Source organism: Porcincola sp. LCP21S3_C12 (genome assembly GCF_052118625.1).
In the GTDB taxonomy this organism is placed as follows: domain Bacteria; phylum Bacillota; class Clostridia; order Lachnospirales; family Lachnospiraceae; genus Porcincola.
This window is the reverse complement of sequence record NZ_JBQKGW010000003.1, coordinates 170,821-187,867: the sequence shown is the minus strand read 5'-3', so window position 1 is coordinate 187,867 and position 17,047 is coordinate 170,821. Positions and strand designations below refer to the sequence as shown.

At 55.8% G+C, this 17,047-nt stretch carries 15 protein-coding genes, 1 tRNA gene and 1 other RNA gene; 3 read left to right on the top strand and 14 right to left on the bottom strand.

Features of this window, described 5'->3' with window-relative positions; all coding sequences use genetic code 11:
• Positions 1-132: 132 nt before the first annotated feature.
• The 7 genes from ACTQ1N_RS02885 to ACTQ1N_RS02855 are packed head-to-tail and all read right to left on the bottom strand — an operon-like array spanning position 133 to position 6,005.
• A complete protein-coding gene (locus ACTQ1N_RS02885) occupies positions 133-354 on the bottom strand; it encodes a HypC/HybG/HupF family hydrogenase formation chaperone (protein WP_441954429.1) in 222 nt (73 codons plus the stop codon).
• A 37-nt stretch (positions 355-391) separates the two neighbouring features.
• Positions 392-1,069, bottom strand: coding sequence for a 4Fe-4S dicluster domain-containing protein (locus ACTQ1N_RS02880; RefSeq protein ID WP_441954427.1), 678 nt, complete (start codon positions 1,067-1,069; stop codon positions 392-394).
• Between the two features lie 10 nt (positions 1,070-1,079).
• Positions 1,080-2,171 carry a hydrogenase large subunit gene (locus ACTQ1N_RS02875; RefSeq protein ID WP_441954425.1) on the bottom strand — a complete coding sequence of 364 codons (1,092 nt, stop codon included), beginning with the start codon at positions 2,169-2,171 and terminating at the stop codon, positions 1,080-1,082.
• A complete protein-coding gene (locus ACTQ1N_RS02870) occupies positions 2,171-2,656 on the bottom strand; it encodes an NADH-quinone oxidoreductase subunit C (RefSeq protein ID WP_441954423.1) in 486 nt (161 codons plus the stop codon). The genes ACTQ1N_RS02875 and ACTQ1N_RS02870 overlap by 1 nt, the downstream gene beginning before the upstream one ends.
• Positions 2,653-3,219 carry an NADH-quinone oxidoreductase subunit B family protein gene (locus tag ACTQ1N_RS02865; protein ID WP_441954421.1) on the bottom strand — a complete coding sequence of 189 codons (567 nt, stop codon included), beginning with the start codon at positions 3,217-3,219 and terminating at the stop codon, positions 2,653-2,655. The genes ACTQ1N_RS02870 and ACTQ1N_RS02865 overlap by 4 nt, the downstream gene beginning before the upstream one ends.
• 15 nt (positions 3,220-3,234) lie before the next feature.
• A complete protein-coding gene (locus ACTQ1N_RS02860; protein WP_441954419.1) occupies positions 3,235-4,095 on the bottom strand; it encodes an NADH-quinone oxidoreductase subunit H in 861 nt (286 codons plus the stop codon).
• Entirely contained in the window at positions 4,092-6,005 is a 1,914-nt protein-coding gene (locus ACTQ1N_RS02855; protein ID WP_441954417.1) for an NADH-quinone oxidoreductase subunit 5 family protein, read from the bottom strand. Before ACTQ1N_RS02855 ends, ACTQ1N_RS02860 begins: the two co-directional genes overlap by 4 nt.
• Positions 6,006-6,274: 269 nt before the next feature.
• Between ACTQ1N_RS02855 and ACTQ1N_RS02850 the strand changes: the two genes are divergently transcribed.
• Both ACTQ1N_RS02850 and ACTQ1N_RS02845 read left to right on the top strand, forming a co-directional pair.
• Positions 6,275-7,150: a hypothetical protein gene (locus ACTQ1N_RS02850; RefSeq protein ID WP_441954415.1), complete on the top strand. Its 876-nt coding sequence runs from the start codon at positions 6,275-6,277 to the stop codon at positions 7,148-7,150.
• Between the two features lie 66 nt (positions 7,151-7,216).
• Positions 7,217-7,304: transfer RNA gene (locus ACTQ1N_RS02845), tRNA-Ser, on the top strand.
• 18 nt (positions 7,305-7,322) lie between these two features.
• On the opposite strand, the gene tadA is transcribed toward ACTQ1N_RS02845, so the two are convergent.
• The 5 genes from tadA to ACTQ1N_RS02820 form a co-directional block, all read right to left on the bottom strand.
• On the bottom strand, positions 7,323-7,817 hold the full coding sequence (gene tadA / locus ACTQ1N_RS02840; protein WP_441954494.1) for a tRNA adenosine(34) deaminase TadA: 495 nt from the start codon (positions 7,815-7,817) through the stop codon (positions 7,323-7,325).
• Between the two features lie 193 nt (positions 7,818-8,010).
• Positions 8,011-8,272: signal recognition particle sRNA large type (ffs, locus tag ACTQ1N_RS02835), an RNA gene on the bottom strand.
• A gap of 38 nt (positions 8,273-8,310) precedes the next feature.
• Entirely contained in the window at positions 8,311-9,603 is a 1,293-nt protein-coding gene (locus tag ACTQ1N_RS02830; RefSeq protein WP_441954413.1) for a S1C family serine protease, read from the bottom strand.
• A gap of 150 nt (positions 9,604-9,753) precedes the next feature.
• Positions 9,754-11,670, bottom strand: coding sequence for a sensor histidine kinase (locus ACTQ1N_RS02825; RefSeq protein WP_441954411.1), 1,917 nt, complete (start codon positions 11,668-11,670; stop codon positions 9,754-9,756).
• Positions 11,671-11,736: 66 nt separating this feature from the next.
• Positions 11,737-12,462 carry a LytR/AlgR family response regulator transcription factor gene (locus ACTQ1N_RS02820; RefSeq protein WP_441954409.1) on the bottom strand — a complete coding sequence of 242 codons (726 nt, stop codon included), beginning with the start codon at positions 12,460-12,462 and terminating at the stop codon, positions 11,737-11,739.
• Between the two features lie 238 nt (positions 12,463-12,700).
• Here ACTQ1N_RS02820 and ACTQ1N_RS02815 point away from each other — a divergent pair, with 238 nt between their 5' ends.
• A complete protein-coding gene (locus ACTQ1N_RS02815) occupies positions 12,701-13,282 on the top strand; it encodes a hypothetical protein (RefSeq protein WP_441954407.1) in 582 nt (193 codons plus the stop codon).
• A 126-nt stretch (positions 13,283-13,408) separates the two neighbouring features.
• On the opposite strand, the gene ACTQ1N_RS02810 is transcribed toward ACTQ1N_RS02815, so the two are convergent.
• On the bottom strand, positions 13,409-14,785 hold the full coding sequence (locus ACTQ1N_RS02810; protein WP_441954492.1) for a phage tail tip lysozyme: 1,377 nt from the start codon (positions 14,783-14,785) through the stop codon (positions 13,409-13,411).
• A gap of 58 nt (positions 14,786-14,843) precedes the next feature.
• Entirely contained in the window at positions 14,844-16,835 is a 1,992-nt protein-coding gene (locus ACTQ1N_RS02805) for an alpha-amylase family glycosyl hydrolase (RefSeq protein WP_441954405.1), read from the bottom strand.
• Positions 16,836-17,047 lie beyond the last annotated feature (212 nt).

Sequence of the window (17,047 nt, the reverse complement as noted above, 5' to 3'; positions counted from 1 at the left end):
GAAGCAGGCCTTGTCCAGCCTCCCGGATACGGACTGCCATGCCATTCCGGCGCTCTCGCCAATGAGACTCATGTTCTGAAACTTTGCCAGACACGGAAGCCCGCAGGTTTTCCCCGCGGGCTCTCATCCACTTCAGTATGCACCAACCTCGGCGAAAAGCGCCGACAGGTCGGTCATTTCCTCCTGTTCCTTCTGCGAAAGCACCTGCAGGATACACCCCGCGTGAACCAGCACATGGTCTCCGGGCTTCACCTGCACAAGACCGCACTTCGCCGTGACTTCATTGCCATGGAAATCCACGACGGCATCCCGGCCATTCACAGAGAGGACGGTTCCTTCTGCTGCAACACACATCGAACAAACCCTCCGCCGTCCGACCCTGCGGGTCTTCTTATTTTAATCCAAGCTTCTGGAGAACCTTCTCACGGTTCGCCTCCGGCAGTTTTGACAGATCCATCGTCTTGCCGTTTGGCAGCCTGACAATATCGCCATCCAGTACTGCCTTCCCCTCAGCCTCTGCCTTCGGAGCCGGCGCGGCATCGAGCCCGAGCTTTTTCAGAATCTCCGCCTTCTTCTCCGCCGGGAATTTCGACAGATCCATCGTCCTGCCGTTCGCCATCGTCACGATGTCGCCCTTCAGCGTTGCCTTTCCAGCCGCTGCTGCAGCTCCCGCTGCCTTCGGCGCTGCGGAAGGTGCAGCGGCTGCCGGCTTCGGTGCCGGAGCCGGGCGCTGGAAGGAGACCTCCTTCTTCTCGCCCTCCGGTGTCTGATAGCCCGGAACGAGATGCAGGCACTTCTTCGGACACTTGATCACACAGTATCCGCATGCCAGACAATCGAACCGGTTGATGGCCCATGTCAGCTCCTTGCGGTCGACTGTAATGGCACCTGTCGGACAGCTTCTTGCACACATGGAGCAGGAAATGCAGTCCTCGATGTCAATCTCGATGTGCCCGCGGCTTCTCTCAGGGTACCTGATCGGCTCTGCCGGATAGTTTTTCGTGGCCGGTTTGGAGAAGAGGTTCTTCAGCGTTGACCACGTGAACGCCATGATTCTTGTTTTCGGCATGATATCCTCCTCACCTTTCTGTGCAGCTGATGCACGGGTCGATTGTCACAACCAGAAGCGGGATATCTGCATAGCTGCAGCCCTTCATCGTCTCGCACATGCCCGGAATGTTCGCGAACGTAGGCGTGCGCAGGCGGAAGCGGTTCAGGAACTTTGTCCCATTGCCTTCCACGTAGTAGATGGCCTCTCCGCGCGGCTGCTCAATCCGGATGAATGCCTCGCCGTCCGGGTTGCCCTTGACCGGAACAGAGAGCTCTCCGTTCGGAATCTTCGCAATCGCCTGACGGATCAGGTCGATGGACTGGAAAACCTCGCGCAGACGCACGTCGCATCTTGCATAGTTGTCCCCGTCGTTTGCCACGACCGGCTCAAAGTCAAGCTCCCCGTACGCCTCGTACCCAAGCTGACGGATATCGCGGGCGACACCCGACGCTCTTGCATACGGTCCGCAGCAGCCCAGGTCATGCACCTGCTCCTTGGTCAGGACGCCGACGCCCCGCGTGCGCTCCTGGACAGAGTAGTCCGTCATGAAGGTCTTGTAGACATCCTTCAGCTCTGCTTCCAGCTCGGAAAGGTTATTCAGAATCACCTTCTGCATGTCCGGCGTGATATCCTTCAGCACGCCGCCGACCTTGTTGACGGAGTAGATCAGACGGCCGCCGGTCGTCATTTCCACAAGATCGAGGTTCTTCTCACGAAGTCTCCAGCACTGATAAAACAGGTTCTCGAAGCCAAATGCATCTGCCATCAGGCCCGCCCAGAGCAGATGAGAATGGATCCGGCTCATCTCGCTCCAAATCGTGCGCAGGTACTTGGCACGGATCGGAACCTCGACGTTCATGCACTTCTCGACCGCCTCGACATATCCAAGGCCATGTCCGAAGCTGCAGATGCCGCAGGTACGCTCCGCGACATAGACGTATTCGTTGAAATCCCTCTTCGTCACGAGGTCTTCCAGTCCGCGGTGGATAAAGCCGATGGACGGAATGACATCCACAACCTTCTCATCCTCGAGAACAAGATCCAGGTGGATCGGCTCTGGAAGAACCGGATGCTGCGGTCCGAACGGGACGACGCTTCTCTTCTTCTCTCTTTCTTCCATCACTTCTCCTCCTTCTTTCCGGACGCAAGCTTCTCGTCCGCCTCAGCCTGCGCACGGTCCAGGTCGCTGTCAGCGCCGCTCAGGCTGATCTCCTGCTCCTGCTTCTTCTGCTCAGCCTTCGCGTCCTCCGGCAGAAACGGAGTCTCTGCCTTGATCCGGTACAGTTTATTGTGGTAATCCGGCTCGATCAGCTCGATCTTGACGCCAAAGAGCTCACGCATCTCATTCTCATAGAAGGACGCGCAGGAATAAAAGTCATGGATGCTCGGGATCCTGTCCGCCAGGCCGCAGACAACGCGAAGGGTCTCATAATCCATCGTCTCGTCATCTGCAAATGAATAACTCAGCTCATACTTTCCGTCTTTATAGGAAGCACAAGCCTGGGACAGTCTCATCCCGCGGCTCTTCATCGCCATGACCTCGCGGAGCAGGCCGTCCTTCTCGATGACGCGGATGGTTTCCTTCGGGGTGAATTTCGCGCTCATTTCTTCTCCGCCTCCTTGTCTCTGCTTCCTTCCGATGTCTTGGTGATCGCGTCAAAGAAATCCGCCGGATTGCCCGCTCTTGCAGCTGCGTCCGGGTCGCTGAGATCGCGCTCCGACTCACCGTGTTCCTTCACATACTTGTCGTGCGCATCCGATCTCTCCTGGAAGATCTGGACAGCCTTGACAACGCCGTCGATGATGGACTCCGGACGAGCCGCGCACCCCGGGACGTAGACGTCAACCGGAATGACTGTGTCGACACCCCCGTTGATGTTATAGCAGTCCTTGAACACACCACCGGTGCAGGCGCAGATTCCGACCGCGACAACCACCTTCGGTCTTGCCATCTGATCATACAGCTGTTTCACAACCTCTGCCGACTGGGAGTTGACCCCTCCTGTCACCAGCAGGATGTCTGCCTGCATCGGATCCGCCGTGTTGACGACGCCGAAACGCTCAACGTCATAGACCGGCGTCATGCACGCCAGAACCTCAATATCACACCCGTTGCAGCTCGATGCGTCATAGTGGAGCAGCCACGGAGATCTTTTTACTTTACCCATTATCTGTACCTCCTGTCAGCGAACGAGAATCAGGATCAGCAGGTTCACGCCTGCCGCTGCAATCGTGACCGCCCATGACAGCTCCAGCATCTTCCCGGACTTCATTCTGGCACTCGTATTGTCGATCAGGATCTCAAGGAAATATGCAGCGAGGACCACCAGGATTGCCGCCGGAATGCTCCACGGGTTTTTATTAATGATGAACAGCGCAATCACACTGAGCATCAGGATATTCTCATACCACTCCGTGATCTGGAACAGCGCCAGATTCGAAGCGCCGAGCTCTGTCGTGACACCCTTGACCAGCTCCTGATGCGGATGGTGGGAGGTGCTCTCATCAAACGGCGACTTGCGCATCTTGATGGTCAGAATGAACAGAAATGCTGCGAAGAACCCCGGCAGCGCAACGATGGCAGAGCGGTCTGCCTGCACGATCTTCGCGGTTTCAAACGTATCCTCCAGCAGATAGAAGCCTACACCGGTCAGAAGAACAGCCGGCTCACAGCACATCTCCTGGAAGAGCTCACGCTGGCCGCCGATGTAGCTGTACGGTGAGTCCGTGACGACAGCCGCAAAATACAGGAAGATGCCTGCCGTCGAGAGCACGAAGAAGCACATCAGCATGTCCGCGCCAGAATAGAACATGCAGCCGGTGAAGATCATCAGCACCAGGTAGGTGATCATCAGGAAGGTCTGCGAGTTTGTGACAACGATCCGCTGCTTTGCGAAAAGCTTCTGGACATCGTAGAACGGCTGAAGGACCGGCGGTCCGACCCTCCGCTGCATGCGGGCAGAGATCCTGCGGTCAAGGCCGTCAAGAAGACCGCCGAGCAGTGGCGCCAGCACAAGGTAAAGGATGATCATTGCGATTCTCATGCCACACCTCCCAGAACGATACAGAACATGACGACAATCACGGCTGTGACAGCAAGCTGGCACGGAACCATCAGTGCGTGGCGGCCGATCTTCTCCGTGAAATAGTCATTTGCCATGTGAAGTTTCTTCGGCTCGCCGAAGGAATCCGTGAAGGTATTGTCGTTGCCAAGGTTGATGCCATTCATATAGGAAAGCTTCATGTTTGTGTGAAGCCGCTTGCTCGATGCATAGGCCGCAAATGGCACCAGGAACACAACCAGGATCAGCACAACCAGCATATTCAGGATGTTGCTGGAAAGCACATCCTTGTAGACGCCGAAGGTTTCATTCAGCAGCGGATGAACGTATGTCGCGGACACCAGCGGGAACAGTGCGCAGAGCGCGACCATCGCGACCGCATGGACCGTGAGCGAGAACATCTCATTGTTCTTGGTGATATCCTTCACCTGGTCATTGTGCATCGTGCGGGACAGGATCTTTCCCAGCCACTTGGACCAGTAGAAGGAAGTCGTCGCGGAGCCGAAGACGATGAAGAGAATCACCATCACGTTCTTCGAATCAACAGAGGCCCTCAGCGCAGACCACTTGGAGATCAGCATGCCGAACGGAGCCAGGTACATACCCGCAATGCCGATGAACATGAAGACCGCCAGCTTCGGAAGACGGTACAGAAGACCGTGCATATCCTCCAGGTTGCGGCTGTGCAGGCAGTTCTCGGTTGCCCCGACATCCTGGAACATCAGGGACTTCGAGATGGCGTGGAACATCATCAGGAACACCCCCGCCCAGATGGTCTCCGGCCTGCCGATTCCGGCGCAGGCAACCATCAGTCCGAGGTTCGAGATCGTGGAGTACGCCAGGACCTTCTTTGCGTCGACCTGTCCGATCGCGATGATCGAGGTCATGAAGAAGGTAAAGCCGCCGATTCCGGCGATGAAGTAACCCGTCGGCGTTCCGGCCATCGCCGGAGCCAGACGGAACAGGATATAGATGCCCGCCTTGACCATCGTTGCAGAGTGCAGCAGGGCACTGGACGGAGTCGGAGCCACCATGGCGCCGATCAGCCAGGTCGAGAACGGCAGCTGCGCCGCCTTTGTGAGCGCTGCAAATGCCATCAGCATAACCGCAACCGCTCCCGCGCGGCCGCCCTGCTGGGAGGCAGTGACCAGGTCCTGCAGTGTTGACAGGCCCGTCGCTGTCTCAAAATAAACGATTCCAAACGCAAGTGCTGTTCCTCCGAGAAGGTTCATCCACAGAGCTCGGAAGGAATTGGTGACAGCCTCGTCCGTCTTTGTATATCCGATCAGCATGAAGGAGCAGACACTCGTGGTCTCCCAGAAGAAATCAATCCAGACCAGATCCGAGGAAAGCACGAAGCCGAACATCGCCCCGATGAAGACATAGACGACCATGAAGAAGAAGTGTCTTCTCTCCGGCACCTCGGTATGGTGCTGATGGTATCCGTCCATGTATCCCATCGCGTAGATCGTAATCAGTCCGCCGACGAAGGCCACGATGAGACACATCAGAAGGGACAGGTGGTCAAGCCTGATGTGGGCACCGCCCAGCTCTCCGAGATGCACTTCCATGTTGACAATCATGACCGTCGGGACGATGGAAAGAACCGAGATCCAGTACTTTTTCGCCAGGATGCACTTGATGGTCACATAGATCATCAGTACAATCTCACCGGCAGTAATGAAATGAGACGCGACAGGAACGTCGACGTACAGGTCAACCGGACTTCCGCCGTTGCGGAAATAAGTGACGACCAGATCGATCGTCGCCGCCATAATGGCCGGTGTCGCGATGTACGCAATGCCCTTGCGAATCTTCTGCACATGAATACAGTACAGAAGGGCCCCGATGCACATCGGGAAGATGATGAGAAATGGAATACTCCACCACATAATAAAAGGCCTCCATGCGTGGTTGACAGTTACCCGTTCGCCCGGCTCTGACGGAGAGGCAGTCGGCTGCCGCCCTCTTTCAGCCGGAACGCATACATAGTGAGTATAGCATGATTGGTGAAGAATTTGTGTCTTTGTGAATTTTTCGTCATTTTGCTCTGAAAAAAATACGCTGAGCGAACGTGTGACGCCGGGATAGAAGTCTGTCCCCGGGTATGCTATGATGGGTCGGACAGAATGGCAGCACGCGGAGACACAGACAATCACCTATGCAATTATTCAAACTTCTGCTTTCCCATATCAATCCGGTTCTGCATCCGGCATTCCAGTCAGCCCGGCCGGCAGCTCACACTCATTTCCTGAGAAGACTGCCTGTATGGGTGCTCGCTTCAGCCCTGGCACTGTGCCCGGAGGCCCCCGGCCTCGCCGTCAGAGCCTTTGCCTACGATGCAGGCAAAATCAGCCGTCATGGCCTGATCAGAGGCGATCTCTCCACCTGGACGCAGCGAGGCGACAGCTTTCCTCAGAACAAACTTCTCTCCGTGAACGGCGATTCTCCGATATCCTCAATGGGCTGCAGCTACTATGCCACTTTTTTTATGCTTTGCCGGATGGGCATCAAGGACCCTCTGACCGACACCGCCTGGGCGTTTGCGATGGAATGCAGGCGGAAAAAGCTCGCCCGCGAGGGAACCGGCTATTTTGACCCCCGGTCGATCTCGAAGCTGACAGGCGGCAGGGTCCGGTTCGTCGAGGAAGGGAATGATCCGGACAATTACTATGAGGGACAGCGCGGCGTCCTGCAGTGCACAAATCAGGACGAAGTCACCCGTCTGATGCGGCAGATGGTGGAAAAGAAGGGCTGGTTTCTGATCGCCTGTGTTGTCGGGGATGTCACAAACTACCAGAATGAAGAATATTACTCGGAAGGCCACTACATCTTCATCGACTCCTTCCTGAAAGACGGAGACTTTCTGATCGGCGACTCCGCCTTCCCCGGGATCCGCTGGTCTGACAACTGGGGGCCCCACGGCGCAAGGATCGTGAAGCTCTATGCCTACCGCCTCCTGGATGAAAACGGAAAGCAGGTCCGGCCATCCGAACGCCAGTCCATGTACATCGTCAGAAGCCAGGATGAAGACTGAGGCGGCGGCAATTTCTGCTTGAAATCTGACTGAGATATGTTAGAATATTTTCTGCATCACTTTTGTGGAGAGATATCGAAGTGGTCGTAACGAGCCGCACTCGAAATGCGGTCGTCCATCTTTGGGCGCGTGGGTTCGAATCCCACTCTCTCCGCTCAAAAAGCCCATGGCATCAGCAGCATCTGAGGCCATGGGCTTTTTGCTTTTCCTCCCGAAGCTTCCGGAAGAACTCGCTGAGCATCTGGCTGCAGGCTTCCTCCAGAATACCCGTCGTCAGATCGACCTGATGGTTGAATCCCTTCACCTGAAGCAGATTCATGACAGAGCCGGCGCAGCCGGCCTTCGGGTTCATGGCCCCGACCACACAGCGGTCAATCCTGGACTGAATAATCGCGCCGCTGCACATCTGGCAGGGTTCCAGCGTGATGTAGATGGTACAGCCCTCCAGCCGCCAGTCCTGAAGCTTCCGGGAGGCTTTCCGGATCGCATTGAGTTCTGCATGGGAAAGCGTGTTGTGGTCGGTGTTTCTCCGGTTGTACCCTCTGGCAATCACCTGGCCGTCTTTGACGATGACACAGCCGATCGGGACCTCCCCCAGCGCCTGTGCACGGCGGGCCTGCTGCAGGGCCAGCCGCATATAATGCTCATCTGTTTTTCTCTGCTCGATGGCCCGCTCTTCTTCCTGCTTCTGACGCAGCTGCCTCCGCGCGATTCTGGTTGCGATTTTGCTCACCGGCAATCCTCCCGTCTGCTGATCTTATGTTTCCACTCTTCCGCACACCGCCATCGAAAAGTCCGTCCAATCTGCAGGACTGAAAAAGGGCAGCTCCCTGAGCTGCCCTTCCAACTTCATTCTTTAACCGTGCGCCTCGCTTCGACGGCTCCCCACGGACGGTACCTTCATAGTTAACTCGATCCAGGCGATCCCGCGGCACACAGAATGATCTGCTTAGTGCTGCTGTGTTCCCACCCTGACACGGTTCGCAGGACCCTGTTGCGAGGGACCCAGACGTCAACATCACTTGTGAAGGGCTGCTCCGCAGAGAAACGGCCTCGGTTCGGCATGACCCCTGCTGTAGCGGATTGCAGGTACAGGGCACCGCTATCTCCCCGGCTGCACGGCACTTTTTACTATACCCGACAGAAAGCCGGTTTGTCAATTACTGCGTGCTGCTGACATACTTGGATCTCAGCCCAAGCTTCAGACTGATGTCGCTCTCCTTGTACTTGCCGCCTTCTCCCTGCTGTGCCACCGTGATTGTAACCTTCTCGCCACCCTTGTAGTACTGAAGAAGGTCGGTCAGATCGCTCATGCTCGAGACGGAGGTATCATCAAACTTCGTGATGATCATGCCGCGGGTGAGCCCTGCGTCAGACGCCGGCGTGTTGTCGCCGACACTCGCGATGTAGATGCCTGCCGGCATGCCGTAGAGCTGCTGCACATCGGATGTGACTTCCTCTCCGGTGATGCCGATGTAAGCAGCATCCTTCTCATCGACCTTCGATCGAGTCGTCTTGTTCATCAGCTTCTCAATGATCGGAAGCGCCTTGGAGGTCGGGATTGCATAGCCCATCCCCTCGACTCCGTTCTCTCCGGCCTTGGCGGAATTAATGCCAATTACCTCACCGCTCATATTCAGAAGAGCACCGCCGGAGTTACCCGGATTAATGGCTGCGTCAGTCTGGATCAGATCCTCATAGTTGACCTGCGTGCTGCCGTCCGTGACCGTAATGTCTCTGTTCAGTGCACTGACAATACCGGTCGTGACAGACTGCCCGTAGTTCAGCGCGTTGCCGATTGCGACGACCTGCTCACCGACTTTGACATCATCCGAATCCCCGACATTCGCGACACGAATCTTTTTCAGTGTTTCATCCGGAATATCCTTCAGCTTGACAGCCACGACAGCCAGATCGTTGCTGGCATCCGTTCCCTTGACCTGCGCACTGACGGACTTCTCATCAATAAAGGAAACTGTCAGCTCGTCACTGTCCGCCACAACATGGTTGTTCGTGACGATCAGCAGCTCATCGTCATTCTCTCCCATAATGACACCTGTCCCGGCCGACTCACCCTGCGCTTCATAGGTTCTGCCGCTGAACCAGTCCTGCACCTTCTGGACAGACATGTTTGTAATCGATACCAGCGCCGGCATCACGTCTGTGGCAACTTCAGAAACGCCTGAGTTCTCCGCCTGCTGCTCCGTCACTTCAGGCTGGTCAGCCTTCGCAATGTTCCCGGTCGGGAGTGACGCTGCAACTTCCGTTGCGCTCTGCGCGGAGCTGTCCGAACTGTCTGAGCCTTCCGTCTGAGCATCCTGGGACGACTCCGTCTCCCCTCCGGCAATCTGGAGCTTAGCCCCATTGTCATTTGCCTGCAGCATCGTTGTTCCGCCGGCAAATGCACCGATCGTTGCAGCCGCAATCAGAACCGCGAATAATCTCTTCTTCATAAATAACAACCTCCTTTGTGCCAGGTATTCAATCTTCTATGTGCTTCGGGAACTCCATCTGTCTGTTCCCTTTTCCTGTTTTCTGAGTCCTATCATAACGGCTGTGTTTGTTCGAATTATGTCACAAATTTGGAAAAAATGTGAACACCGTCACAGTCTCACACAGATCTCCGAGCGGAACCAGTTATCACCAGACGTAAACTCCGCAGACCCGTCGTGCGCCTTCGCCAGAGAGCGGACGGACCTGAGCCCGATCCCTTCCTCGTTCCGCTTGCTAGATAAATACCGGCCGTCCTGCAGCTGCACAGCTCCGCTGCAGCTGTTGTCCATCGAGATAAACAGCAGATCTCCGTGGACTTTCGCCCGGAGTCTGATCCACCGTTCCCCCTCCGTCATCCGCCGGCAGGCCTCACATGCATTCTCAAGCAGATTCCCCAGAATCACACAAAGATGCGCATCGCTGATATGAGGATTGGCCGCCGGAATCTGTACCCCGACTTCCATCCGGATCTGATCACTGCGCGCCAGCGCCACATGGTAGCTGATAACCGCATTCACCAGGCTGTTCTCACAATAACGGGTAACTGTGCCGGCCGGAATCGCCTGATCCAGCGATTCGATGTAAGCCGCCGCCTCCTTGTCCCTTCCATCCTGCAGAAGCTGCCGCAGATACCTCAGATGATGCCTCAGGTCATGCCTCTGCCTGCGGATATCCGACTCATAGGCTGTCAGCACACGGCTTCTTTCCTTCTGAAGCTCCACCGACTGCTCCAGTATCCCAATGTCATGCGCCAGCTCCAGATTCCTGTACCGAAGGTTCATGTTCCGCCGCACCTCCACGCAGCCGAAAACCAGGATGATCAGGCAGAAAATCTGAAGTCCGGTCTGAAACAGGGCCGAGTTTCGATCTGTAAAGACCACATAATAATTCAGAAGCTCCAGTACAGCGGCGACCGCAAGAACCAGAATGGCAAGAAACATGGCGACCGCCGGCCTGTTCTTCTTCCAGATTCCAAGGTACAGCATGTAGACGGCCATGAGAATCAGATCAGCAGGCAGAAGAACATGGAAGAGATAAAGGCTCCGGGTAAATGGAACAATCCCGGCAAGCTGCAGGAACAGGCTCCCCAGAACCGCTGCCTCCAGAATCCACCTGAGCACGCTGAGAAACAGCCCGCTTTCCGCCTTCGTGAACTTCTGCACAAAGACAAACAGCGGCAGCAGCATGGCATACATACCGGTAAAGGCCAGAATGTACAGAATGGTCGGCCGGTGCGTCAGATAGATGCTCATTGTATTTTCCGAGAATTCCCACACACCTGCCAGCACAATCAGAAGACCCGGAAGTGCCAGCCTGAAGCCGTGCTTCTCAAAGGTGATATATAACAGGGACAGACCGCACATGACAATCCCCGCGATGATAAACAGAAGAGAAGACACCCACGAATACCCGTAGCGTTTAAACAGATACCGCAGGACGGCATCCCCTGATCCGGTCACCATCGAATGAAGGGCAAGAACAGACCTTGATTTTGGAGACGTATAGACAAGCTCTACATGGAGCAGATGTTCATCTCTGTGAGCCGGGAGCTTCACCGAAAAAGCGCCGGTCGGCGGATCCGGCATGTAGGGCGGCCAGGTTCCCTGTGTCCCGTAGCTGTAAATCAGCTTGTCATCCGCATAGACGTCGACCGGAGAATAGACCGGATTCAGAAACAGCATGCTGGAGCCATCGCTCTGGAGCCGGAAAGAAACCGTTACCTTCGTCCCGCCCGGGAGATTTCTGATGGTCTCAGGGAGCATGACCTTCTTCCAGGACGCATTCTCTCCATTGCCGATCCGGACACGAACATTCCGCACCTGGGTCCAGTGATTCTGCTGAACCGTCCCGATGCTTCGCCGGATACCCCTGATCTGAAGAAGCAAGGCCAGAAGCAGTACTGAAAACAGGCTCACGAAAAGGACAGGCTCCAGCCAGCCCTGTTTTCTACAAGTGAAACGCCTCCTGTGTCCCGGATGCCGTCCGCCCATATTCTGTCCCCCTGTCTTCGTGCCCGTTCCTTCCATGTCATCTGCTGTCCATGCGGCGATATCCTGCCCTACCGGATTCCCTGATCCATCAAACGCTGATTGTCACGAATTCTCCCGCAGCTGCGCGAACATAAAGTCTCTGAACGCCCGAACCGCCTCCCTGGTACTCTGCTTACGCACGTAGACAACTCCGCCCTCGCTCATCACAAAAACGTTCAGCTCCTCATCGAAGTCCTTCACATGCGCCAGGTTGACCAGAAAACTCTTGTGACACCGGTAAAATGGAGGACAGGGGACGCTCTGTTCCACTTCGTCGAGCCGCCCTCTGGACGTCAGCTCCTCCCCACCAGTCAGAAAATAGTTCAGATTCCGATTGTTCTGCTCTATATACCGGATCTGCCGGAGCGGCACCTTCCGTTCCCGTCCGTCTGTCCGGATCGTCAGGGAAGGCAGGTATGTCCTCATCTTCTCCGCCAGGCAGAGCAGCTCCTCCACCTCCTCCTTCTTCGGCGGCTTTACCAGATACCGCAGCACGTGGTAGCGGTAGGCCTCGAGCGCAAAGTCCTCGCTCCCGGTCAGATAGGCTACCGGCACCTCTTCGTCTGTCTGACGGATGCCCGCCGCCGTTTCAATCCCGCCCATTCCCTTCATATAAATATCAAGCATGATCAGGTCATATTTACCTGCATAGAAGGACTGAAGAAGCAAGCTTCCATCCGGAAAGTAATCAACGTCCACTTCCCTTCCGCTTTGCTCCAGGACCCTCTTCAGCTTTTCGTATTCCTCTGGTTCGTCCTCGCAGACCGCGATTTTCAGTCCCATCATCATGCCTTTCCGTTTCCTCCAGTTATGCCACATTATATCAGAGAAGCAAATGGCAGAGAAGAAATCATACATTTATTTAGTTGTCAAGACCCATTTTCAGCAATTTTGCTGCCCTCTTCGGGGCTTTTTCAGCACATGGAAAACCACTATACTCTGTTTGAATCTTGAATGAGACATCCGGCGGGCACACTTCGGCAGACTGTGAAAGAACCCGCCGCCATACAAAGGAGGAACTTTGCAAATGATGAAGAAAAGACTTGCAGTGATCATGCTCGCAGGAATGATGATGAGCCTCAGCCCGGTCGGCGTGATGGCAGCAGAGACAGAGACTGCGACAGAGAGCAGCGCGGCAGACATCGTTCTTAACTATAAGGACATGGACCCGAATGCTTATGAGGGAACCTGGGTTTCTACCGGACTTGGATTTGATCTTTATCTTCCGAGCGACTGGGATGTTCTGGAGGTCTCGGACGAGAATGCCAAGCAGGGCATTGTCTACCAGGCGGCAGATTCCGCGAAGGGCTGGAACATTGCAGTCTCCTATCATGAAGGCATGCAGGTCACAGCCGACGACATCTACAAACAGCTGAAAGACAGCGGATACAAGTCGCTGTACAAGGTGGACCTGAACGGTATCTCTGCAGTTGGCTTCGACCTTGATGACCAGAAAGTCAGCGGTGTTGCATTTGCAGACGTTGACGGCGGTATGTACACCGTCCAGCTCGGGCCGAATGACGACAAGGACTTCAAGCCGATCATGAATAACATCTTTATGTCGATCAGCCCGACCACCGCAGAGTCGGAGACAGAGACAGAAGCATAATCTCTGCCCCGCCCGGTCCGGCGGCTCCGCCGTCACAAAAAGGGTGGCTGCACCAGTCTGGTGCGGCCGCCCTTTTTTCTGTCAGCAGCCGGTGGTCTCCCGGACGCTCATCCCGCTGCTCTGGTTTTATTCATCTGCCTCTGTTTCCTGGCTGCCTCCAGCCCCCTGTCCTGTACCAGCGCCGGCCTGCTCATCTACAACGCTCTGCTCTTTCGCGCCGGCCTGTTCTTTTGCAACGCCCTTCTCTTCTGTATCCACTGCCGTCAGGTATTCCATCTTCACCAGGCCGGTCTTTCCTTCATAGAGAACATGTGCCCACTCGCCGTTTCCCTTCGTCACCTCGACCTTTTCGCCAGCCTTGATGGACCCGATCACTTCACTGTCCTCAGAATGATCTGCCCGGATATTCAGGCTTCCCTCTCCGTCGAAGACATATTCGCCCTCGAAAGAATCGTTGCAGCCTTCCCTGTCCGGCTCGCCATCCGCACCATAGCGCTGCCAGTAGACATTCTTTGCCAGGTATCCTCTCGTGATGCCTCTCGTGTGCGCACTGTCCGGCATCTCATAATGCATGCACCAGAAATATCCGGCATCGTAGGCACCCTGCGCATCATCAGAGACTGCCCTCAGTGCATTCAGCGTCGCACCGTAACCATGCTCCAACTCCCACTTCATGTACGACAGCTGGCCCTCAAGTGTCTGCCAGTCCGATGTATAAGCGCGCAGCGACGTCCAGCGCCCGTTGTGCCACTGACAGACGCCGACCGATGTCCCGCCGTCCCCCAGCGCATTCGTCCGGAACCCGGACTCACAGTACATGTTTGCCAGGATACCGCAGGCTGCAGCCTTGTTCAGCCCCAGCTCGTTTACGCAATAGTCGAAGACCTTCTTTTCGTTCACCGTCGGCGGAGCGGACGCAATCATCTCAACCGCAACTCCGGGATTCTGTTTCACCTCGATATACGGCATGTCCGCCGTGAGACTCATGCCCCGCACAATGTACTTCCCCTCGTCAAACGCCGGCACAAAGATAAAATACCCGCCGGAGGAAGACCCGTAGTCTCCCCCTGCACACTTCCAGCTTGTCTTCAAGGTCACCGGCCTGCTCTCCCCGGCAAAGTAAACATCCACCGTGGATGGAAACTGGGACTCAAGCATCTGCAAAGATGGCTTGCTCCCCTCATCATAGGTCACGCTTTTCACAAGCCCCGTCCTGCGGTAGCCGGCGATCAATTTTTTCGAAGACTGCTTCTTCTTTCCGCTTTCGCCGGCAAAAATCCCGTCCCTGGACTGTATATTTGTATTCTGGTCCTCAAACAGGCTTCCTCCGGACAGGGCACTGTCATCCTGAACAGCGGATAGAGAGGATTCCCCTGTGGAGGCATCCTCCGTTGCAACCTCATCCTCCGCATATACGCACATAGTGGACGGTCCGGCTGCGGAGAGCGGAAACGTCAGAAGCGCCGTGCAGAACAGCATCAGGATCTTCTTCTGAATTCTCATCGTATTCAAGGTATATTTCCTCCTGTAGTTGTCCCATTATAGCACAGGCAGGAAGGATTTACACTTCCACCTCCAGATATGCTCTCCCGGTGAACGGCGGAAGTCCGATGGGTTCCCCGAAGGACCGGGTCTTCCCTGTCACCCTTGTTCCGCCGCCATATCGTTCATCATCCGAATCAATCAGAAGCTGAAGGCCAAAGGTTCCCCCGGCTCCCGCGCGGACAGCCCCCTGCTCTTCCCCGTACAAGAACTCCTGGCACTGATCGGACAGGTTGAAGACACACAGGATTGTCTGTCCCATCGTCCTGCGCTCGAAGGCGTAGACAACATGCTCCGTATCATCGGCAGACAGCCAGTGAAAGCCATCCTCCACATAGTCCTCCTGCCAGAGCGCCGGATACTTCAGATAGAAAGCGCCGAGATCCCGGAAATAGCGGTGGAACGCATCGTGAATCGGATATTTCAGCAGCATGAAATCCTGCTGCCGCTTCTCATCCCACTCGCGGAACTGTGCAAATTCATTGCCCATGAAGTTCAGCTTCTTGCCCGGATGCAGGAACATATACAGATACAGGGCTCTCGCCTGCGGGAACTTTCTGTCATAATCCCCGGCCATCTTCTGGATGACCGTCGCCTTCCCATGGACCACCTCGTCATGGGAGAGCGGAAGCAGATATCGCTCGTTGTAGAAATAAGCCATCGAGAAGGTCAGCTTGTGATACTCCTGCGGGCGGTAGGGCGGATCGGTCCGGAAGAAATTCAGCGTGTCGTTCATCCAGCCCATATCCCACTTGTAGTCAAAGCCCAGGCCGCCCTCCGAGACCGGTTTTGTGACCCCCGGATACGCCGACGAGTCCTCTGCAATCAGCATTGTATCCGGATACAGCCGTTTCAGCCCGCTGTTCATCTTCTTCAGGAATTCGACGGTATTCGTATTGACCCCGCGCCGCTCGTCCCCCATCCAGTAGATCAGATTGCCGACCGCGTCAAATCGCAATCCATCGAAATGATACTGATCCAGCCAGAAAGCGCTGGCGGAATTCAGAAAGCTTGCGATATCGCCTCTCGAATGGTTGAAGTTGCAGCTCCCCCACTCACTCACGTTCACCGCGTCATTCGGGTATTCATACAGCTGCGTCCCATCGTAGCGGGCAAGCGCATAGTCATTGGTCGCAAAATGGACGGTCACGATGTCCAGGATCACGCTGATATCCGCCTGATGGAGCCGGTCCACCAGCTTCTTCAGGCCATCCGGCGTACCATAGCGCGAGGTCGCGCTGAAAAATCCGGTCGCCTGGTACCCCCAGGACTCGTCCGCCGGGTATTCATTGAGCGGCATGAACTCCACCGCATTGAAATGATTTTCCTTCAGATACGGGACAAGGAGATCTGCAATCTCCTCATACCGGTACCAGCCGGAGGAAACATCGATGCCCTCCCCCTTCTCCTTCGCCTCGTCAAGCTTCCTGGCCAGCTCTTCGGGATCATCCCTGCGCTTCCAGGAGCCCAGGTGAAGCTCATAGATGTTGAGCGGCCTGTCGAAGAACGGCGGCTGCTCCGGCCGGACTGTCACGTCTCCACTGTCCGGAATACTGGACGCGGCATCCGCCCCGATTCCGGCCCCGGACAGGCCATTTTGGCCGGACGCCCTGGTCCCAGTCATGCCGGCGCTGCCGCATCTGCGCCGCTTCATGTAGGCGCCGTCACGGAACCTGTAAGCACCCATATCCCAGATGATGGAAGCCGTCTCCGGGCGGAGCTGGGAACTGAAGGCATACGGATCGGCATGGTCGTACATCCCGGATCCGGAGGTAATCTGAAACTTATACATCTGTCCCGGCCTTGCCTCCGCAATCTCCGTCTCGAAAAACTGTCCATTCAGAATCCGGTGCATCGGAGTCCCCCTCCAGCCGTTGAACTCCCCGATCACAGATACCTCACGCGCCGAAGGCGCATAAGTTCTGAACACCACGCCTGACGGGGTCACGTGCGCCCCTAAGAATTCATAGAGAGAAAACTCCTGCCCGTCATAGAATTTCTGAAGATCCATCTGTCCACCTCCAAAAGGCTTATCCCATGAAGGCCTGCCGCCCCGGCTTCAGCAGTCTGAAACCCCCGCTGACCGGTCTCAGCCGCCTGGCGCCCGGCAGGGCCTGCGTCTTTCACGCTTTACAACTGTATATATCATACCCGAAAGCACACAGGCCGGCAACCGATATGTTCGAACATGAATGTGGAATTTCTGTGGAAGTAGTGGCAGAA